Raw genomic sequence first — 19,468 nt, 5'->3', positions numbered from 1 at the left:
GGTCAGGTGAGGGTGGTCAGGGCTTTGGCGTAGGTGGGCGGGATGTGGTTGGGGCCGCCGGGGGTGAAGACGTCGGAGGTGGCCACGGCCGACCAGGCCGTCTCCGGGACGGCGTCGACCAGGGCCAGGATGACCGGGGCGTCGCGCCACTGGTCCTGCTCGGCCAGCAGACCCAGGGCCACCACCGACTCCTCCACCTCGCCGACGCACTCGAACGGCTTGTGCCCGTCGACGCCGAGCAGTTCGCGGTAGCCGGGGATCTGGTCCGGGTCGGCGAGCAGGTCACCGCCGAAGATGTGGACGATCCGCTCCCGCGGCATGAACGGCGCCATGGCCAGGAACACGAACCGGCACTTCGGGCAGTCGCGGCACCACCGCTCGCTCGCGTCGCGCAGCTTGAACGCGGCGTTGCAGCTGGTCACCACGTCGTCGTAGCGGGTGAACTCGGCGAACAGCTTGGCGATGTGCAGCTCGGACAGCGAGCGCAGCAGCGAGAAGTACGGCTCGGTGAGGCCGGCGTGCTCGGCCAGCGCGGCCCGCAGCAGCCCCTCGGCCGCGACCCCCTTCGACCACTGGTGGTTGATCTCGTGACCGTTCCAGATCAGGTTCGGGTCGGAGGCGGAGCGCTCGTTGGACATCACCACCGGCCCGAGCCCGTGCAGCACCGCGGTGGCCACCGCGATGAGCGAGTTGATCGCGGTGACCGGGATGTGCCCGTTGAGCGCGCCGGCCGCGTTCAGGTCGAACAGCACCGGGTCGATCCGTCGCCGGGCCGCGAGGGGGGTCAGCCCGGACGCCTCGTTCACCGAGACGATCACGTGGTTGGGGTTGACCGAGAACGGCACCGGGTCCAGGCCGGCCCGGCGCAGCGCCTCCAGGCTGACGATGGAGTCCTTGCCGCCGCCGACGGCGGAGAGCGGGCGCCGGTCGGAGTCGTCGTACACGCGGGGCGGCTCCGGCGAGCCGGACGGCACCTCCGGACGCAGCTCCAGCACGTGCGGCAGCTGGTTGCGGTACGCGTACTCCGCCAGGCCCTGGGTGTAGACGGCGGTGACGTACTCGACGGCGGCCGCGCCCAGCGGCGCCGGCAGCACCAGCCGGTGCGGCGCGGCGGCCTTGTAGTAGCTGACCCCGGCGACCAGGTGCAGCAGTTCCAGGACCCGGTTGAGGGTGGCCACCGTCTCGTCCGACGGCGGCTCGGCGGGCAGCGGAAGCGTGATCACCTCGGTGAACCGCTGTTCGCCCGCCGGACCGGTCAGGGCGTAGTCGAATAACGCCTCGCCGGTGGCGAAGTCGATCGAGTAGGACGGAAAAGTGAAGGCGTCCATCCGCCGGAGCTGCTCGTTGGGCACACGCCATACTAGGCCCTGGTTCGTCCGGCCGTGTCCGGCTGCGTCGGACCGTGCCCGCCGAACGCCGCCGGAAGCATCGAGGAGAGCCTGTGCGCCTGTCTGACCTGCGCGGACGTACCGTCGCCGTCTGGGGGACCGGCCGGGAGGGTCGGGCCGCGGTGACCGCCATCGCCGCGCACGGCCCGGCCGAGCTGGTCGCCGTCGACGACAGCGCCAACTTCCTCTCGTTGCCCTGGGACGGGCCGCTGGCCGAGGCGGCCCCCCTGGTCACCGGCGAGGCCGGTTTCGACCGGCTGGCCGCCGCCGACGTGGTGGTCCGCTCGCCGGGCGTGCCGCAGACCCACCCCTGGCTGGTCGAGCTGCGCCGGCGCGGCGCCACCGTCACCCAGGGCACCGCGCTGTGGATGGCCGACCACGCCGAGCGGACCGTCGGCGTCACCGGCAGCAAGGGCAAGAGCACCACGTCCAGCCTGATCAGTCACCTGCTCACCGCGGTGGGCCGGCCCAACGTCTTCGGCGGCAACATCGGCGTACCCACCCTGGACCTGCCGGAGGCGCCGCTGTACGTGCTGGAACTCTCCAGCTACCAGTGCAGCGACCTGACCGACTCACCCCGGGTCGCCGTCGTCACCGCGCTCTTCCCCGAGCACCTGGACGCGCACGGCGGTGAGCGCGAGTACTACCGGGACAAGCTCAACCTGATCGCGCACGATCCGAAGACGATCGTGGTCAACGGTGCCGACCCCCGGCTGGCCGCCGAGCTGGCCGACCGTCCGGCGGTCCGCGCCGGGCGTCCGGACACCACGCACGTGACCACCGGCCCGGACGGCACGCCGTGGTTCCACCTCGGCGACCAGCCGCTGTTCCCCCGCGCCGTGCTGCCCCTGGTCGGCCGGCACAACGAGGGCAACCTCTGCGTCGCCCTCGCCGTGCTCGACGCGCTCGGCGTCGACGTGCTGGCCGCGAAGGACACCCTGGCCGTCGCCGTCGCCGAGTTCCAGGGGCTGGCCCACCGGCTCACCGAGATCGCCGACCCGTCCGGGCTGACCTTCGTCGACGACACCCTGGCCACCAGCCCGTACGCGGCCATGCACGCCATCGACGCGTACGAGGGACGGCCGTTGACGGTGATCGTCGGAGGCAACGACCGGGGAGTGGACTACGCGCCGCTGGCCGAGCACCTGGCCGAGCGGGAGCTGACCGTGATCGGCATCCCGGACAGCGGTCCCCGGATCGTCGAAGCGCTCACCAACCTGCCCAAGGTGCGAACCGAACTGGTCGACGACCTGGTGGAAGCGGTACGTCTGTCCCGGGACCTGACCCCGCCCGGCGGGGTGGTGCTGCTGTCGCCGGCCGCGCCGAGCTACGGCCGGTTCCGCAACTACGAGCACCGCTCCGAGGTCTTCGCCCAGGCCGTCGCCGACACCGCCGGGGCCTGACCCGCTGACACCGCGCTCGCCGGTCGCCGGCGGGCGGCCGGTCAGCGTGCGGGGAGCTGGTCGTGCAGGGCGCGCATCGAGCGGATGGCTGAGCGGATCTCCTGCAGGTAGCGGCCCGGGCTCAGCGTCGGCTCCGGCAGTCGGGCCAGATCCTCGAGGGTGGCGTCCACCCCGACCGTCTCGATGCCGCAGCCGTACGGCACGGCCAGCGTGCGCAGCGCGTCGCAGTGCTGGAACGGCACGTAGATCGGCGCGGTCACCAGCAGCACCGGGTCGATGGGGGCGAGGCGGACGTGCCCGGCCCAGAACCGCTGGGTGTCCGCCGTGTGCGCCCGCCGCCGCTGTGGCTCGCTGGACGGCGCGGCGAGCACCCGCACCCGTGGCAGCCCGGCCGGCAGGTACGTCCGCGACGACCAGGAGTGGTGCGGGTGCCCGCCGTCGACGCCGTCCTCCTGGGACGGGGCGGTCACCCCGAACGCCAGCCGCACCGCCGCGTCGAGGGCGTCCACCTCGGTCACGCAGCCGGGCACGTCCGCCTCGGCCAACGTCCGGTGCTCCAGATCTGACAGCGGACGGAAGCTGCCCAGCACGGCCACCTCGCCGGTCACCCGCAGACCGGCGCGCAGCAGGTGCGCGGCGTACGCGACGCGACGCAGGCAGGCGTGCGCCAGGCCGCCGAGCACCACCAGGTGGGCGTACGCCGGTCGGGTCGGCGGCACGGGCCGGACGAGGCCGAGCGCGGTGGCCGCGGCGCGTACCAGCTCCGCGGTGCCGGGGTCGAGGTCCGGCTCCCGGGCGTCGGGCCGCTCCCGGCCGCCCCGGAAGTCCCAGTGCCGGGCGGAGAACTCGTCGAGGAACCACAGGGTGTCGGCGAGGTCGGCGTTCGGCCAGGTGCCGCCGAAGCGGGCCACCAGTCGGCGCAGCGGGTCGGCGCCGATCCAGCCGGCGATCCCGGCGACCAGCGCCGCCGTCGGTCCGGCCCCGTCGGGCAACGCCACGTCCGGCCCGGCGGGCACTGTCACGTCCGGCCCGGCGGGCACTGTCACGTCCGGCCGGGTGGCCAGCGGCCCGGACGGCGGCGGCGCGGGGAGTTCTGGCACCGCCGGATCGTACCGGCGTCGGACCGTGCCGGGCCGGAGCCGCCCGGCCACCGCCGGGCAGGCAGCCGAAGATCGGCTCGACTTCCTGCATGTCGGGGCATTCTCGCCACCCGGACACCCCGACGTCAGGCGCCTCGGGTCGGTCAAGCGACCCCGCACGGCCGTGCAGGCGGGCTGACGCACTGTCAGGAGTCGGCGCGTCCTGCGCTACACAGTGGCAGTTGTCCGGATCGGCGGGCGGTGGGAGCGTGCGGTATCCACGAACGCCGCTGAAGGGTTGCCACGATGACCGACGACCTGCTGGCCCGGCACCGGGCCGTGCTCCCGTCCTGGATGCCGCTCTACTACGACGAGCCCATCGAGCTGGTCTCCGGCTCGGGTCGCCGGGTCACCGACGCGCAGGGCCGCAGCTACCTGGACTTCTTCGGCGGCGTGCTGACCAACATGATCGGCTACGACATCCCGGAGATCCGCGAGGCGGTCGAGCGGCAGTTGGCCACGGGGATCGTGCACAGCTCGACGCTGTACCTGATCCGGCAGCAGGTGGAGCTGGCCGAGAAGATCGCCCAGCGCTCCGGCATTCCGGACGCCCGGGTGTTCTTCACCAACTCGGGCACCGAGGCCAACGAGGCGGCGCTGCTGGTGGCCACCAACCACCGCCGCTCGCACCAGATCCTCGCGGTGCGCAACAGCTACCACGGCCGGTCGTACGCGGCGATGGGCGTCACCGGCAACCGCAACTGGTCGGCCAGCGGCCTCAACCCGCTCCAGGTGGCCTGGCTGCACTCCGGCGACCGGGTGCGCGGGTTGCTCGCCCGCCTCAGCGCCGACGAGCAGGTCGACGCCGCCGTGGAGGACCTGCGCGAGGTGCTCGCCACCCAGACCTCCGGCGACGTGGCGGCGCTGATCGCCGAGCCGATCCAGGGCGTGGGCGGCTTCGTGCACCCGCCGGACGGGCTCTTCGCCGCCTGGAAGAAGGTGCTCGACGAGCACGGCATCCTGTTCATCGCCGACGAGGTGCAGACCGGCTGGGGGCGTACCGGCGAGCACTTCTGGGGCTACCAGGCGCATGGCGTCACCCCGGACCTGCTCACCTTCGCCAAGGGCATCGGCAACGGCTTCGCGCTGGCCGGCGTGGTCGGCCGGGCCGACGTGCTGGAGGCGGTGCCGGCGATCAGCTTCTCCACCTTCGGCGGCAACCCGATCTCCACGGCCGCCGGCAACGCGGTACTCGACTACCTGACCGAGCACGACCTCCAGGCCAACGCCGCCCGCGTCGGCGCGATCCTCGCCGATGGCCTGCGCGCCGCCGTGGGCGGCCTGGACTGCGTCGCCGAGGTACGCGGCAAGGGGCTGATGCTCGGCGTCGAGTTCGTCCGGCCGGGCAGCGGTGAACCCGATCCGGCGCTGACCACCCGGGTCTTCGAGGCGTGCCGGGCCGGTGGCCTGCTGGCCGGCAAGGGCGGCCTCTACGGCAACGTGCTGCGGATGGGCCCGCCGCTGACCCTGACCGAGGAGGAGGCCCGCGAGGGCCTGGCCATCCTCATCGACGCGATCCGCTCGTCCGCGGAGGTGGCGGCATGAGCATCGGACACTTCATCGACGGGAAGCGGATCTCCGGCGGGTCGGAGCGGCGCGGCGAGGTGTTCGACCCGGCGACGGGTCGGCGTACCGCCGAGGTGGAGCTGGCCTCGGCCGCGGACGTGGCGGTGGCGGTCGAGGCCGCCGCCCGAGCGGCACGGACGTGGCGGGACGCGTCGCTGGCGAAGCGGTCGGCGGTGCTGTTCGCCTTCCGCGAGCTGGTGCACACCCGCCGGGACCGGCTCGCCGAGGTAATCACCGCCGAGCACGGCAAGGTGCTCGCCGACGCCGCCGGCGAGGTGCAGCGCGGCCTGGAGGTGATCGAGTACGCCTGTGGCATCCCCTCGGCGCTGCGGGGTGCGTTCAGCGAGAACGTCTCCACCGAGGTCGACTCGTACACCCTGCGTCAGCCGGTGGGGGTGGTCGCCGTGATCTCCCCGTTCAACTTCCCGGTGATGGTGCCGCTGTGGTTCGTGCCGGTGGCGGTGGCCTGCGGCAACGCGGTGGTGCTCAAGCCGAGCGAGAAGGACCCGAGCGCAGCGCTGCTGCTGGCCGAGTGGTTCGCGGAGGCCGGCCTGCCCGACGGGGTGCTCAACGTCGTCAACGGCGACTCCGAGGCGGTCGACGCGCTGCTGGACCACCCGGAGGTGCGCTCGGTGTCGTTCGTCGGCTCCACCCCGGTCGCCCGGTACGTCTACCAGCGCGGCACCGCCGCCGGTAAGCGGGTGCAGGCGCTCGGCGGCGCGAAGAACCACATGGTGGTGCTCCCCGACGCGGACCTGGACCTGGCCGCCGACGCGGCGGTGAACGCCGGGTTCGGCTCGGCGGGGGAGCGCTGCATGGCCATCTCGGTGCTGGTGGCGGTGGAGCCGGTCTCCGACGCGCTGGTCGAGCGGATCGCGGCGCGGATGGCCGGGCTGCGCACCGGCGACGGCCGGCGCGGCTGCGACATGGGTCCGCTGGTCACCGCCGCGCACACGGCGAAGGTGCGCGCCTACGTGGACGCCGGGGTGGCGGCCGGCGCGGTGCCGGTGGTGGACGGCCGGGACGTGACGCCGGACGGCGACCCGAACGGTTTCTGGCTCGGCCCGACGCTGTTCGACCGGGTCACCCCGGAGATGTCGATCTACACCGACGAGATCTTCGGTCCGGTGCTGAGCGTGGTGCGGGTGGGCTCGTACGACGAGGCGGTGGAACTGGTCAACGCCAGCCCGTACGGCAACGGCACGGCGATCTTCACCAACGACGGCGGCGCGGCCCGGCGCTACCAGCACGAGGTGGAGGTCGGCATGGTCGGCATCAACGTGCCGATCCCGGTGCCGATGGCGTACCACTCGTTCGGCGGATGGAAGTCGTCGCTCTTCGGGGACCTGCACGCGCACGGCGAGGACGGGGTGCGCTTCTTCACCAGGGGCAAGGTGGTCACCAGCCGGTGGCTGGACCCCCGCCACGGCGGGGTCAACCTCGGCTTCCCCACCCAGACCTGAGCAGGCGCAGGGTGCCCGCCCCGGCCAGGTAGGCCAGCAGGGCCGCGACGGGCACCCCCAGCGGTTCGGGTGCGGTCTTCGGGGTCACGCTGTTGATCACCAGGCCGACCACCACCGCGACGTATCCGCCGGCGGTGAGCAGCGTCCGGGCGCTCGCCCGCCCGGCGCTGTGCGGTGGGTCAGCGCCGTCTGTGCGTGGGCGGCGGGCCGCCCGGCCGGTCCCGTCCCTGCGGGGCTGGCCGGCCGGTCCGCCGCGCGCCTCGATGCGTCCGAAGACGGCGACCAGCCCGGCCAGGACCACGGCCAGCAGCAGCAGCCACGGCACCCGCCAGGCCAGCCAGGCGGCCGTGCCGACCTGCGGGGTCGGCAGCAGGTGCACGGCGTCGAGCGCGCCGACCAGCAGGATGACGGCGGTCAGGTGCCACAGGAAGACGGTCAGGACCACCGCGTTCACCGCGATCACCGCCTGCCAGGGGCGGGGTCGGTGCAGCCAGCGCTCCGCCCGGTCGCGCAGCAGCAGGATCAGCCCGAGCTGGGCGGTGGCCAGGGCGAGCAGTGCCAGGCTCGGCGGTGCGGCGTTGTCCAGCCGCACGCCGGGCATGTTGAGCATGCTGATCGGGTAGGGGCCGACGACGGTCAGCACCAGTGCGGCGCCCAGCCCGCCGAGCAGCAGCGGCAGCCCGACCCGCCGGGTCGGCGGCAGCCGCCGGGATCTCGGCCCGCGCCGGTCGTGCTCCGGTGCGGACCGCGCGTCGTGCCAGGCGAAACCGAGCTGGTGCACCGCCAGCCAGCCGAAGAGGTAGTTGCCGTAGGCCAGCGTGCCCGGTCCGACGAGCCGGCCCAGGTCACCGACGGCGACCAACGCGACCAGCGCCAGCGGCACGAGCAGGCCGAAGCGACGGTGCAGGGCGTACATCACCGGGGTCAGCGGCACCACGAACAGGTAGGCGGCGAGGAACCAGAGCGGGATGGTGGCGAACCAGACGACGGTGCGGATCTCATCGGGCCGCGCGCCGACAATTCGGGCCACCAGCGCGCCGCCGGCGAGCACCAGCAGCAGCGCGCTGGTGGGTCGCAGCAGTCGCGCGCCCCGGTCCAGCAGCCAGCCGGTGGCGTCGCCACCACGGGCCTGACGGGCGGTCAGCGAGGCGGCGTTGGCGTACCCGCCGACCAGGAAGAAGACCGGCATCACCTGGGCCACCCAGGTCAGCGGGTACGCCCAGGGCAGCTCGCCGAGGGCGGAACGCCCGGTGGGTCGTCCGGCGGCGTCGTACCCGATGGCGGCGACGGCCCAGTGACCGAGGACGACCATGACGATCGCCAGGGCGCGGAGCAGGTCGACGACGCGTTCCCGCGCAGCCGGCGTACCGGCGGCGAGCTGCCGCAGACGGCGCATGGCCCGAGGCTATGCCAGCTCGGTTCGGCCGATGGTGATAACGGTTCGGGCGTCGGGCTTGAAGTCGGCGCGCTCCTGCCGTAGAAATTCTTCAGCAACACTGTGTGAAATGAAGACAAGCAACAAGCCCCCGCGCCTCGTGCGACGGACGCCACCCCCTGCACCGGCGACCGCCCGACCCGAACCGAGGAGAGATCATGAACAGGCGTGACATCCTGCGGCGCAGCGCCGCCGCCGGCCTGCTGGCCACCCCCGCCGCCGGCCTGCTGGCCGGCTGTGCGACCGGCGGTGGCGACGACAAGAGCGACGCCGCCGCCTACAAGGGCACCAAGAGCGAGCAGAACCCGCTCGGGGTCAAGGAGGACGCCCCGCTCGAGGTGGTGATCTTCGGCGGTGGGTTCGGTGAGGAGTACGCCAAGGCCCACGAGGCGATGTACACCGAGAAGTATCCCAAGGCGAAGGTCAAGCACACCGCCACCCAGGAGATCAGCAAGACCCTCCAGCCGCGCTTCGTCGACGGCACCCCGCCGGACGTGGTCAACAACTCCGGCGCCGGCCAGATCGACTTCAACGGCCTGGTCTCCCAGAACGCCATCGCCGACCTCGGTGAGCTGCTCGCCGCGCCGAGCCTCGACGTGCCCGGCAAGACGGTCAAGGACACCCTGCTGCCCGGCGCGGTCGAGGTCGGCTCGTACGACGGCAAGTTCCTGGTGTTGAACTACACCTACACCGTCTACGGCATCTGGTACTCCAGCAAGCTCTTCACCGAGCGCAAGTGGGAGTACGCCAAGACCTGGGACGAGCACATCGCGCTCTGCAAGCAGATCAAGGCCGCCGGCATCGCCCCCTGGACGTACGCCGGTCTGCACCCGCGCTACATGAGCTGGCCGCTCATCTCCACCGCGATCAAGTTCGGCGGCCCGTCGGTGGCCACCGCGATCGACAACCTGGAGCCCAACGCCTGGAAGTCCGACGCGATGAAGGCCGCGGCCGACGCCTGGCACCAGATCGTCAAGGACAAGTACATCCTGGAGGGCTCGCCCGGCCTGGACCACAAGCAGTCCCAGACCGCCTGGTGCCAGGGCAAGGCGGCGTTCATCTCCTGCGGTTCGTGGCTGGAGAGCGAGCAGAAGGACGTCACCCCGGCCGGCTTCAACATGACCGTGGCGCCGACCCCCAGCCTGGGCAGCGGCGACAAGCTGCCGTTCGAGGCGATCCGCGGCACCGCCGGCGAGCCGTTCATGGTGCCGGCCAAGGCCCGCAACGTCGCCGGTGGTCTGGAGTACTTCCGGACCATGCTGTCCCGCAAGGGCGCCCAGGACTTCACCAAGAAGGTCGCCAGCCTGACCGTCGTGGCCGGCGCCAGCGACGGCGTGGAGCTGCCGTACGGGCTGAACACCGTGGTCAAGGCCCTCGACGCCTCCGGCGCCAACGGCTTCAACTGGGTCTACAACAACTACTACCGCAAGCTGGAGCGCAACCTCATCGACGCCGCGTGCGGCGAGTTCTTCAGCGGCCGGATCGGCCCCGCGGACTTCCTCGACCAGTGCCAGAAGGGCGCCGACTCGATCGCCCAGGACAGCACGATCAAGAAGTACAAGCGGACCGCGTGACACCCCGACCGGTGGGGGTGGGCGCTCCCGCCCCCACCGGCCGTACCTCCGGAAGTAGGTCCTCATCGTGAGACATGGCAAGTGGCCGCTGATCGTCACCTTCCTGGTGCCGCCGGTGCTGCTGTACGTCGTCTTCGTCGTGTCGCCGTACCTGCAGGCGTTCCAGATCTCCACCACCGACTGGCTCGGCTACTCGGCCGACGCCAACTCCGTCGGGCTGGCGAACTTCAAGGCCCTGTGGCACGACGGGTACGTCTGGAACGCGTTGCAGAACAACGCCGTCCTGCTGGCCCTGGTGCCCGTGCTCACCATCGTGCTCGGGCTCTTCTTCGCCACCATGCTGGCGATGGGCGGGCGCAAGGGCCGCGCCGGGGTGACCGGAGTACGCGGCGGCGCGCTCTACCGCACGGTGTACTTCTTCCCGCAGGTGCTCTCCGTGGTGATCATCGCGCTGCTCTGGAAGGAGGTCTACCACCCGAACAAGGGGCTGCTGACCAGCGCCCTGCACGCCGTGGGGCTGCCCTCGCCGACCTGGCTCGGTGATCCGGCGACCGCCTTCTGGTGTGTGCTGGCGGTGATGGTGTGGAGCAACGTCGGCTTCTATGTGGTGCTCTTCGGCGCGGCGATGTCCGCCATTCCGAAGGAGATCTACGAGGCGGTGATGCTCGACGGCGCGTCCCGGTTCACCACCCTGCGCAAGGTGACCCTGCCGCTGCTCTGGGAGACCGTGCAGGTCGCCTGGGTCTACCTGGCCATCTTCGCCCTGGACGGGTTCATCCTGGTCCAGCTCATGACCAACGGCGGGCCGAACTTCTCCACCGACGTGATCGGCGTTCGGATGTACGACACCGCCTTCGGCAGCGAGACCAAGTTCGGCTACGCCTCGGCGATCGGCGTGGTGATGTTCTTCCTGACCCTCTCGGTGGCGGTCCTGTCGCTGCGGGTCGGCCGGCGCGATCGGATCGAGTACTCGTGACCACACTGGACAACACCGCCCCCGCCGCCTCGACCGCGCCGGCCACCGCGCCGCCGGTCGCCGCCAAGGATCGGCCGGTACGCCGCGAACTGGGCATCGCCAACGTCTTCTCGCACGGCTTCCTGCTGTTCTGGGGCCTGCTCACCGTGCTGCCGCTGCTCTGGATGTTCATCAGCTCGTTCAAGAGCAACGGCGAGATCCTGGCCGACCCGTGGGGGCTGCCGGGGACGCTGCACTTCGACAACTGGGCCCGGGCCTGGACCGGCGCACACATCGGCACGTACTTCGTCAACAGCCTGGTGGTGGTCGCCGGCTCGGTCAGCCTGACCATGCTGATGGGCGCCGCCGCGGCGTACGTCTTCGCCCGGTACGACTTCCGCGGCAAGCAGTTCGTCTACTACCTGTTCGTCGGCGGGCTGATGTTCCCGGTCTTCCTCGCCCTGGTGCCGCTCTTCTTCGTGGTACGCAACGCCGGCCTGTTCGGCACGTGGACCGGACTCATCCTGGTGTACGCGGCCTACTCGCTGCCGTTCACGGTGTTCTTCCTGACCGCGTTCTTCCGCACCCTGCCGAGCTCGGTGGCGGAGGCGGCGCTGGTCGACGGCTGCGGCCATTTCCGGCTCTTCTTCCGAGTGATGCTGCCGATGGCGCGTCCGGGAATGATCAGTGTGGCGATCTTCAACTTCCTCACCCACTGGAACCAGTTCCTGCTACCGCAGGTGCTGATGCAGGGCGACGAGTCCAAGTGGATGCTCGCCCAGGGCCTGTTCGCCCTCTCGGTCAGCCAGGGCTACGCCGGCGACTACGCCCGGCTCTTCGCCGGGCTGAGCATCGCGGTGCTGCCGGTGCTGGCGGTGTACGTCGCCTTCCAGCGTCAGGTCCAGGCCGGGCTGACCGCGGGCCAGCTCAAGTAGGCCTGCAGCCTGCTGACCACCGCCGGCGGCCCGGCTCGCGTCGGGCCGCCGGTGGGGCGGGTTGACCGGTAGGAAATCTCCTACCTATTCTGGTGGCATGACAGTGACCCACGTGCAACTCGTCTCCGTACCCGTCACCGACCAGGACCGGGCCCGCGACTTCTATGTCGACGTCCTCGGCTTCGACCTGGTCTGGGACAACCCGATGGGCCCCGACGGCGGGCGCTGGGTGCAGGTCGCGCCCAAGGGCGCCGCCACCGCCCTGACCCTGGTCACCTGGTTCCCGACCATGCCGGCGGGCTCGCTCAAGGGCCTGGTGCTGGAGACCGACGACCTCGACGGTGACGTCGCCCGGCTGCGGGAGCGGGGCGTCACCTTCGCCGACGGTGGCATCCAGTCCGCGCCCTGGGGCCGGTACGCCACCTTCGACGACCCCGACGGCAACGGCATCGTCCTCCAGGCGACCCGTGTCTGAGCCGGACGTCTTCGCGGCGCTGGCCAACCCGACCCGGCGGGAGCTGCTGCGGCTGCTGCGCGACGGCGGGCAGCAGCCGGTGCAGCGGCTCGCCGACCACTTCGACATGCGCCGCCCGAGCCTCTCCGAGCACCTGCGCGTCCTCAAGGACGCCGGGCTGGTCGTCGAGCGGCCGGTCGGCCGGCAACGGCTGTACGCGCTTCGCCCGGAACCCCTGCGCGAGGTCGCCGACTGGCTCAGCCCGTACGAGGCGTTCTGGCGCGGCCGGCTCGGCGCGCTGCGCGACGTGCTCGACGAGGTCGACGATGAGTGAGCAGACCACCATCCGGGTGGACCAGTTCCTGCCGCATCCGCCGGCGAAGGTCTGGCGGGTGCTGACCGATCCTGATCTGATCGGTCGCTGGCTCATGCCCACCGACTTCGCGCCCGTCGTCGGGCACCGCTTCACCTTCCGTACCGAGCCGCGGCCCGCGCAGGGCTTCGACGGGATCGTGCACTGCGAGGTGCTCGACCTCGACCCGCACCGCCTGCTGCGCTGGGCCTGGCGCGGCGGGCCGCTCGACACCGTGGTGACCTGGACCCTGGTGGCCGAGGGGCGGGGCACCCGCCTCTTCCTGGAACACGCCGGCTTCGACCCGGACGACCCGCTCCAGCAACGCACCGCCGCTCTCCTCGGCGGCGGCTGGCGCTCCCACGTGTGGCGCCGCCTGACCCAGACCCTCGACGCCATCCCGACCTGACCCGGCCCCGGGCCCGTCGGGCTTGATCCAACCGGTTTCCTGAAAATCGGGGCGTCCAGGGCGCCATGACACCCCGATTTCCAGGACGTCGAGTCGATCAAGTCCGCCGGGCGGCGCGCGGGTCCGCTCAGGGGGTGGGGAAGAGGCGGGCGTGCAGGGCGGCCGGGTCGGTCAGTTCGGGCAGCTCCCGGGCGGCGAGCCAGGCGGCCGCCGCCGCGCCGTCGCCGGCCGAGCGCAGCGGTGCGTCCGGCCAACGGCGGCCGACCTCGGTGCGCACCGCGGCGGCCAGCGGGGTGTCGCCGGTGAGCAGCCCGCCGCCGAGTACGACCGGCGTGCGGGCCCCGGCGGGCCGGATCCGGTCCACGCTCTCGGCGAGATGTGCGGCGGCCTCGGCGATCAGCGTGGTGGCGACGGGTTCGCCGTCGAGGGCGGCGGTGACGACCAGCGGCGCGAGCCGGGCCAGCTCGACCGGCGGGCGACGGGTCACCGCCTGGATGGTCGCGTCGACGGTGTCCCGGGCGCGGGGGGCGATCCGCGCGCTGCCCATCAGTTCGGCGAGCACGGCCGTGGTCAGGGCACCGGGCGGACGGGCGGAGTCCAGGTCCGCGAGGAGGCGGCGGACCGCTTCCCGGCCCAGCCAGAAGCCCGACCCGGCGTCGCCGAGCAGCCAGCCGTGGCCGTCGGCGACCCGGTCCAACCGTAGGTCGTGAACCTGTGCGGCGATGGCCCCGGTGCCGGCGATGAGCACCGTGCCGTCGGGGGCGGGGGTGCCCGAGGCGTAGGCGACCAGCGCGTCGCCGTGCACGGCGTACGGGCAGCGCAGGCCGGCGTCGCGCCAGGCCCGGTCGAAGGCGGCCCGACCGTCGGGGTCGGCGAGCAGTCGCGCGGCCCCGGCCAGCCCGATGGTGCCGGCGGCCACCCGGGCCGGGTCGACGCCGGCGAGCGCCTCGCGCAGCGCGGTGCGCAGTTCGGTGGCGGCCCGCTCGGCGCCGTGGCTGGTGGGGTTTCCGCCGCCGGCGCGGCCGCTGCCCAACCGCTGCCCGGCGAGGGTGACGGCGGCCGCCCGGGTGGACGTACCGCCGACGTCGAGACCGACCACGACGGTGTCGGACATCGGCACGGAGCCTCCCTGCGGTGCGCGACGACGGGCCCGTTCATGCTGGTCGGCCCGGTCGCGCAGGGCAAGATCCGGCGGGCGCGGCGGGCTGTGCGCCAGGTAACAGTTTGAAAACTTCGCCCACAGTCTTGACACGGAGGGCCCTTTAGTAAGAACTTTTACCACTAACAGTTAACAGTCTTTTCGGAAAGGCGAGGCGTCGCATGGTTGATCACGAGGTGGACACCTCCGCGGGGACCGCGGTGGTCGACGCCGACGCGTTCGACCGGCGGGGCGCGCTCGGGGTCGCCTCCGACGGGGTGCTGGCCCGGGTCCGCAGTGGTCTCGACGAGCTGACCGGCGCGCTGCGCCGGGTCGCCGAGCACGTGCTGAGCGACCCGGAGGCCGCAGCCCGGTCCACCATCGTCGAGCTGGCCGAGCGCAGCGGCACCTCGCCGGCGACGATCACCCGGTTCTGCCGGGCGATGGGCTTCGAGGGCTACGCCGACCTGCGGCTGGGCATCGCCTCCGAGACCGGTCGGGCCCGCTCGGCCGGCTGGACCATCGACATCGGCCGGGAGATCCAACCCAGCGACCCCCTCGCGCGGGTGCTCGACCAGATCATGGCCGCGGACACCCGCGCCATGCACGACACCGCCGCGCTGCTCGACCTCGCCGAGGTGGAACGGGCCGCGGTGGCCATCGCGGGCGCCAGCCGGGTGAACATCTTCGGTGCCAGCGGCAGCGCCCTGGTCGGCGAGGAGATGCAGTTCAGCCTGCACCGCATCGGGGTGGCCGCCTGGGCATGGAACGACGTGCACGAGGGACTGGCCAGCGCCGCGCTGCTGCGCACCGGCGACGTGGCGCTGGGCATTTCGCACACCGGCCAGACCCGGGAGACCATCGAGATGCTGGCCGAGGCGGGCAGCCGAGGCGCCACCACGGTCGCGCTGACCGGCTTCCCCCGCTCGCCGCTGGCCGAGCTGGCCGACATCGTGCTGCTCACCGCCAGCCAGGCGACGACCTTCCGGCCGGACGCGCTCTCCGCCCGGCACCCGCAGCTCGTGGTGCTCGACCTGCTCTACATCGCCGTCGCCCAGCGCACGCACGACCGCGCCCACGCGGCCTTCCGGCGTACCGCCCAGGCCGTCGACGGGCACAAGGCCGCGAAGGGGGCCCTCTCATGATCAGTGCCCAGGGGTACGCGGACGCGGTCCGCCCGGTGCTGGACCGCCTGCTCGACTCGCAGGCCGACGGGATCACCCGGGCCGCCGACCTGATCGCCGGCAGCCTGCGCGCCGGCGGGGTGCTCCAGGCGTTCGGCGCCGGGCACTCCGAGGCGTTCGCCGCCGAACTGGTCGCCCGGGCCGGTGGCCTGGTCCCGACCAACCGGCTCTCGGTCCGCGACCTGGTGGTGCACGGTGACGCTCCCCGGGGTGTGCTCGCCGACCCCAAGCTGGAGCGCGACCCCTCCATCGCCCACCAGATCTACGCGCTCGCGGCCCCCCAGCCGCAGGACGTGTTCGTGGTGGCGTCCCAGTCTGGCATCAACGGCTCGGTGGTTGAGCTGGCGGCGCTGGTCACCGGGCGCGGTCATCCGCTGATCGCGGTCACCTCGGTCGAGCACACCGCACGGGTCGCCCCGCGGCACCCGTCCGGCCGGCGGCTCGCCGACCTCGCCGACGTCGTGCTGGACAACGGCGCGCCGTACGGCGACGCACTGCTGCCGCTCGAGGGCGGCGGCGCGGTCTGTGCGGTCTCCTCGGTCACCACCGCGCTGCTGGCGCAGCTGCTGACCGCGGAGGTCGTACGACGGTTCCACCAGGCCGGAGAGGTTCCCCCTATCTACCTCTCCGCCAACGTCCCCGGCGGGGACGAGCACAACCTCGCCCTCGAGTCGCGGTACGCCGGGCGCCTCCGGCGCACCGCCTGACCCGAACATCACAAGGAGACAGAGATGTCCGTTACCCCCGAGAGCCCGGCCGAGCTCACCCGCCGGACCATGCTGCGTCGCGCTGCCGCCGTCGGCCTGGCCGTCCCGGCCGCCGGCCTGCTCAGCGCCTGCGCGACCAGCGGCGGCGACAAGGAGAACGAGCAGGTCGCCGGCGGCACCAAGAGCGCCACGAACCCGCTCGGTGTCAAGGAGGACGCCCCGATCGAGGTCGTCATCTTCAACGGCGGCTACGGCGAGAAGTACGCCACCGACGTGCACGAGCCGCTGTACAAGAAGGCGTTCCCCAAGGCCGAGGTGAAGCACCAGGCCACCCAGGCGGTGTCCACCGTGCTCCAGCCGCGGTTCGCGTCCGGCAACCCGCCGGAGTTCGTGAACAACTCGGGCGAGAAGCTGATGGACTTCGGCGCGCTGGTCAACGACGGCCAGCTGCAGGACCTCACCGAGCTGTGGGACGCCCCGTCCGTCGACGACCCGGCCAAGAAGGTCCGCGACACCGTGGTGCCGGGCACCGTCGAGGCCGGCTCGTTCAACGGCAAGCCGTACGTCCTGTACTACGTCTCCACCGTCTTCGGCATCTGGTACTCCGGCAAGCTGTTCAAGGACAACGGCTGGGCACCGGCGAAGAACTGGGACGAGTTCATGACCCTGCTCAACAACATCAAGGGCAAGGGCATCACGCCGTACGGCTACGCCGGGGCGAATGCGGCCTACTACCAGTGGAACGTGATCCTCACCCAGGCCGCGAAGATCGGCGGCACCGACGTGCTGAAGAACATCGACAACCTGGAGGACGGCGCCTGGAAGCAGGACGCGGTCAAGCAGGCCGCCGAGGCGTGGGCCGAGGTCGGGGCGAAGTTCATCGACAAGAGCTTCGAGGGGCTCAAGCACACCGACGTGCAGCTGCGGCAGAACCAGTACAAGGTCGCCCTGTACCCCAGCGGTGACTGGCTGGAGGGCGAGCAGAAGAAGGACACCCCGGCCGGCTTCGAGTACCGGCTGATGCCGGTGCCGAGCCTGACCGCGTCGGACAAGCTGCCGGCCACGGCGCTGCGGGCCACCGCGGGTGAGGGCTACTTCGTCTCGGCGAAGAGCAAGAACCCCAAGGGCGGCCTGGAGTACATGCGCCAGATGCTGTCCAAGGCGGGCGCGAAGGGCTTCACCGAGGTGGTCAAGGCCCCGACCGTGGTCACCGCCGGCTCGGAGGGCTTCTCCTTCCCGCCGGGTGTGGCCAGCTCGCAGGCCGCGCTCAAGGCGGCCGGCCAGGACGTGTTCAACCTGTACTTCGACGGCTGGTACAAGGAGCTCGACACGGAGGCGCGGACCGCCACCAACGAGCTGATGTTCGGCCGGATCAAGGCGGACGCCTTCGTGGAGCGGATCCAGAAGCGCGCCGACGCGATCAAGAAGGACAGCTCCGTAGCCAAGTTCAAGCGCTGATCGATCGGAGCGTAGGGGTCATGCGGCACGGCAAGTATCCATTCGTGATCGGGTTCCTGTTCGTCCCGGTCACGCTGTACGCGGTCTTCGTCATCGCGCCGTACGCACAGGCGTTCCAGATCTCGATGACCAACTGGCGGGGGCTGTCCGCTCCCCAGTGGGTGGGCTTCGACAACTACCGGAGACTGCTCGACGACGGCAGCTTCTGGAAGGCGGTCCAGCACCACGGCGTACTGCTGCTTGCCCTGCCGCTGATCACGATCGCCATCGCGCTGTTCTTCGCCTTCCTGCTCAACGTGGGCGGGCGGAGCAGCGGCGGGCAACGCCAGGGGGTCTGGGGGGCGAAGTTCTACCGGGTGGTGTTCTTCTTCCCCCAGGTCCTGGCGGTGGCCATCATCGCGGTGCTGTTCCAGATGGTCTACCGGCCCAACGAGTCCGGCCTGATCAACGGCGTCCTGATGAAGATCGGACTCGATCCGATCCTGTTCCTCGTCAAACCGAACCTGGCGCTCTGGTCGATCCTCGCGGTGCTGGTCTGGCAGGCGGTCGGCTTCTACGTCGTACTCTTCTCGGCGGGGATGGCCTCCATTCCGGGCGAGATCTACGAGGCCGCCGAGATGGACGGCGCGACCCGGGTGACGCTGTTTTTCCGGGTCACCCTGCCGCTGCTCTGGGACACCCTCCAGGTCGCCTGGGTCTACCTCGGCATCGCTGCGTTCGACGCGTTCGCCATCGTCGCGGTGCTCTCGGTCGACGGCGGCGGCCCGGACGGCGCGACCACGGTGCTGGCCATGGAGATCTACCGCAACGCCTTCGTCTACTCGAAGTACGGCTACGCCTCGGCGATGGGTGTGGCGCTCTTCTTCCTCACCATCACGTTCGCGGCGCTGACGCTGCGGCTCACCAAGCGGGAAAGCGTGGAGTACTGATGAACCCGCAGACGACGCTGCCGCCGACACCGGCGGCGCTTCCCCCCAAGAGCGGGGGTCCGAACGCCGGAGGGCGCCGGACGAAGGGCGGACGTTCCGAGGTACGGGTGTTCGCGAGTCTCGGTCACGTGGCGCTCGCCGTCTGGGCGGTGATCGTCATCGTGCCGATCCTCTGGACGTTCCTGGCCTCGTTCAAGAACACCACCGAGATCTTCAGCAGCCCGTGGACGCTCCCCGCCGAACTGCGCTGGGAGAACTACGCCCGGGCCTGGACCAAGGCGAACGTCGGCCGGTACTTCCTGAACAGCGTGATCGTGGTCGGGTTCAGCACCTTCGGCACGATGCTGTTCGGCTCGATGGCGGCGTACGTGCTGGCGCGGTACAAGTTCTGGGGAAACCGGGCGATCTACTACCTGTTCGTCTCCGGGTTGGCCTTCCCGGTCTTCCTGGCGCTGGTGCCGCTCTTCTTCGTGGTCAAGAACCTCGGCCTGCTGGACACCCACACCGGGGTGGTCCTGGTCTACATCGCGTACTCGTTGCCGTTCACGATCTTCTTCCTGGCCGCGTTCTTCAAGACGCTGCCGTCGTCGGTGGCCGAGGCGGGCATGATCGACGGCTGTTCGCACACCCGGCTGTTCTTCCAGGTGATGCTGCCGATGGCCAAGCCGGGCCTGATCAGCGTGGCGATCTTCAACATCATCGGCCAGTGGGCGCAGTACCAGCTGCCGTTGGTGCTGCTCTCCAACGCCAAGGACAAGTGGGTGCTCACCCAGGGCATCGCCGACATCTCGGTCAACGCCGGCTACGAGGCCGACTGGTCCGGGCTGTTCGCCGCGCTCACCATCGCGATCCTGCCGATGATCATCGTGTACGCGGTCTTCCAGCGGCAGATCCAGGCCGGCCTCACCTCCGGCGCCGTGAAGTAAGGAAGGGCCCCTTAATAACGCCTGGTGGTCGAGCAGGGGCCCCTTCTTAACAG

Annotated in this window: 18 protein-coding genes; 14 read left to right on the top strand and 4 right to left on the bottom strand. The window is 71.4% G+C overall.

Annotated elements, in window-relative coordinates; translation table 11 throughout:
• Positions 1–2: 2 nt before the first annotated feature.
• Positions 3–1,352 carry a hypothetical protein gene (locus ACFOW4_RS06630; protein ID WP_377525442.1) on the bottom strand — a complete coding sequence of 450 codons (1,350 nt, stop codon included), beginning with the start codon at positions 1,350–1,352 and terminating at the stop codon, positions 3–5.
• Between the two features lie 89 nt (positions 1,353–1,441).
• Between ACFOW4_RS06630 and murD the strand changes: the two genes are divergently transcribed.
• Entirely contained in the window at positions 1,442–2,791 is a 1,350-nt protein-coding gene (gene murD / locus ACFOW4_RS06625; RefSeq protein ID WP_377525441.1) for a UDP-N-acetylmuramoyl-L-alanine--D-glutamate ligase, read from the top strand.
• Positions 2,792–2,832: 41 nt separating this feature from the next.
• Here murD and ACFOW4_RS06620 read toward each other — a convergent pair whose 3' ends face one another.
• Positions 2,833–3,891 (bottom strand): hypothetical protein, encoded by a 1,059-nt coding sequence (locus ACFOW4_RS06620; protein WP_377525439.1) that lies wholly within the window; start codon positions 3,889–3,891, stop codon positions 2,833–2,835.
• A gap of 285 nt (positions 3,892–4,176) precedes the next feature.
• Here ACFOW4_RS06620 and ACFOW4_RS06615 point away from each other — a divergent pair, with 285 nt between their 5' ends.
• Positions 4,177–5,475 carry an aspartate aminotransferase family protein gene (locus ACFOW4_RS06615; protein ID WP_377525438.1) on the top strand — a complete coding sequence of 433 codons (1,299 nt, stop codon included), beginning with the start codon at positions 4,177–4,179 and terminating at the stop codon, positions 5,473–5,475.
• Positions 5,472–6,959 carry a CoA-acylating methylmalonate-semialdehyde dehydrogenase gene (locus ACFOW4_RS06610; protein WP_377525437.1) on the top strand — a complete coding sequence of 496 codons (1,488 nt, stop codon included), beginning with the start codon at positions 5,472–5,474 and terminating at the stop codon, positions 6,957–6,959. The genes ACFOW4_RS06615 and ACFOW4_RS06610 overlap by 4 nt, the downstream gene beginning before the upstream one ends.
• On the opposite strand, the gene ACFOW4_RS06605 is transcribed toward ACFOW4_RS06610, so the two are convergent.
• Positions 6,931–8,355 carry an acyltransferase gene (locus ACFOW4_RS06605; protein WP_377525435.1) on the bottom strand — a complete coding sequence of 475 codons (1,425 nt, stop codon included), beginning with the start codon at positions 8,353–8,355 and terminating at the stop codon, positions 6,931–6,933. The genes ACFOW4_RS06610 and ACFOW4_RS06605 overlap by 29 nt on opposite strands.
• A 197-nt stretch (positions 8,356–8,552) precedes the next feature.
• Here ACFOW4_RS06605 and ngcE (ACFOW4_RS06600) point away from each other — a divergent pair, with 197 nt between their 5' ends.
• The 6 genes from ngcE (ACFOW4_RS06600) (at position 8,553) to ACFOW4_RS06575 (ending at position 13,073) form a co-directional block, all read left to right on the top strand.
• A complete protein-coding gene (gene ngcE / locus ACFOW4_RS06600; RefSeq protein WP_377525434.1) occupies positions 8,553–9,968 on the top strand; it encodes an N-acetylglucosamine/diacetylchitobiose ABC transporter substrate-binding protein in 1,416 nt (471 codons plus the stop codon).
• 67 nt (positions 9,969–10,035) lie between these two features.
• Positions 10,036–10,944: a carbohydrate ABC transporter permease gene (locus ACFOW4_RS06595; protein WP_377525432.1), complete on the top strand. Its 909-nt coding sequence runs from the start codon at positions 10,036–10,038 to the stop codon at positions 10,942–10,944.
• Positions 10,941–11,858, top strand: coding sequence for a carbohydrate ABC transporter permease (locus ACFOW4_RS06590; protein ID WP_377525431.1), 918 nt, complete (start codon positions 10,941–10,943; stop codon positions 11,856–11,858). The genes ACFOW4_RS06595 and ACFOW4_RS06590 overlap by 4 nt, the downstream gene beginning before the upstream one ends.
• A 97-nt stretch (positions 11,859–11,955) precedes the next feature.
• Positions 11,956–12,333: a glyoxalase superfamily protein gene (locus tag ACFOW4_RS06585; RefSeq protein ID WP_377525429.1), complete on the top strand. Its 378-nt coding sequence runs from the start codon at positions 11,956–11,958 to the stop codon at positions 12,331–12,333.
• Positions 12,326–12,646, top strand: a complete 321-nt coding sequence (locus ACFOW4_RS06580; protein ID WP_377525428.1) for an ArsR/SmtB family transcription factor — start codon at positions 12,326–12,328, stop codon at positions 12,644–12,646. The genes ACFOW4_RS06585 and ACFOW4_RS06580 overlap by 8 nt, the downstream gene beginning before the upstream one ends.
• Positions 12,639–13,073 (top strand): SRPBCC domain-containing protein, encoded by a 435-nt coding sequence (locus tag ACFOW4_RS06575; RefSeq protein ID WP_377525426.1) that lies wholly within the window; start codon positions 12,639–12,641, stop codon positions 13,071–13,073. The genes ACFOW4_RS06580 and ACFOW4_RS06575 overlap by 8 nt, the downstream gene beginning before the upstream one ends.
• Positions 13,074–13,200: 127 nt before the next feature.
• On the opposite strand, the gene ACFOW4_RS06570 is transcribed toward ACFOW4_RS06575, so the two are convergent.
• Positions 13,201–14,187 (bottom strand): N-acetylglucosamine kinase, encoded by a 987-nt coding sequence (locus tag ACFOW4_RS06570; protein WP_377525425.1) that lies wholly within the window; start codon positions 14,185–14,187, stop codon positions 13,201–13,203.
• A 206-nt stretch (positions 14,188–14,393) separates the two neighbouring features.
• Here ACFOW4_RS06570 and ACFOW4_RS06565 point away from each other — a divergent pair, with 206 nt between their 5' ends.
• The 5 genes from ACFOW4_RS06565 to ACFOW4_RS06545 are packed head-to-tail and all read left to right on the top strand — an operon-like array spanning position 14,394 to position 19,415.
• Positions 14,394–15,356 carry a MurR/RpiR family transcriptional regulator gene (locus ACFOW4_RS06565; RefSeq protein ID WP_377525423.1) on the top strand — a complete coding sequence of 321 codons (963 nt, stop codon included), beginning with the start codon at positions 14,394–14,396 and terminating at the stop codon, positions 15,354–15,356.
• A complete protein-coding gene (locus ACFOW4_RS06560; RefSeq protein WP_377525422.1) occupies positions 15,353–16,102 on the top strand; it encodes a sugar isomerase domain-containing protein in 750 nt (249 codons plus the stop codon). Before ACFOW4_RS06565 ends, ACFOW4_RS06560 begins: the two co-directional genes overlap by 4 nt.
• A gap of 24 nt (positions 16,103–16,126) precedes the next feature.
• Complete coding sequence (gene ngcE / locus ACFOW4_RS06555; protein WP_377525420.1) at positions 16,127–17,560, top strand: N-acetylglucosamine/diacetylchitobiose ABC transporter substrate-binding protein; 1,434 nt, start codon at positions 16,127–16,129, stop codon at positions 17,558–17,560.
• A 20-nt stretch (positions 17,561–17,580) separates the two neighbouring features.
• The gene (locus ACFOW4_RS06550; RefSeq protein ID WP_377525419.1) at positions 17,581–18,489 is read left to right on the top strand and encodes a carbohydrate ABC transporter permease; all 909 of its coding nucleotides are present in this window, start codon (positions 17,581–17,583) and stop codon (positions 18,487–18,489) included.
• Positions 18,489–19,415 (top strand): carbohydrate ABC transporter permease, encoded by a 927-nt coding sequence (locus tag ACFOW4_RS06545; RefSeq protein WP_377525417.1) that lies wholly within the window; start codon positions 18,489–18,491, stop codon positions 19,413–19,415. Before ACFOW4_RS06550 ends, ACFOW4_RS06545 begins: the two co-directional genes overlap by 1 nt.
• The last annotated feature ends 53 nt before the right edge of the window (positions 19,416–19,468 follow it).

Origin of the sequence: Micromonospora sp. GCM10011542, from assembly GCF_042650685.1 — a bacterium.
Taxonomy (GTDB): Bacteria; Actinomycetota; Actinomycetes; order Mycobacteriales; family Micromonosporaceae; genus Micromonospora.
This window is presented reverse-complemented; position numbering and strand designations above follow the sequence as displayed.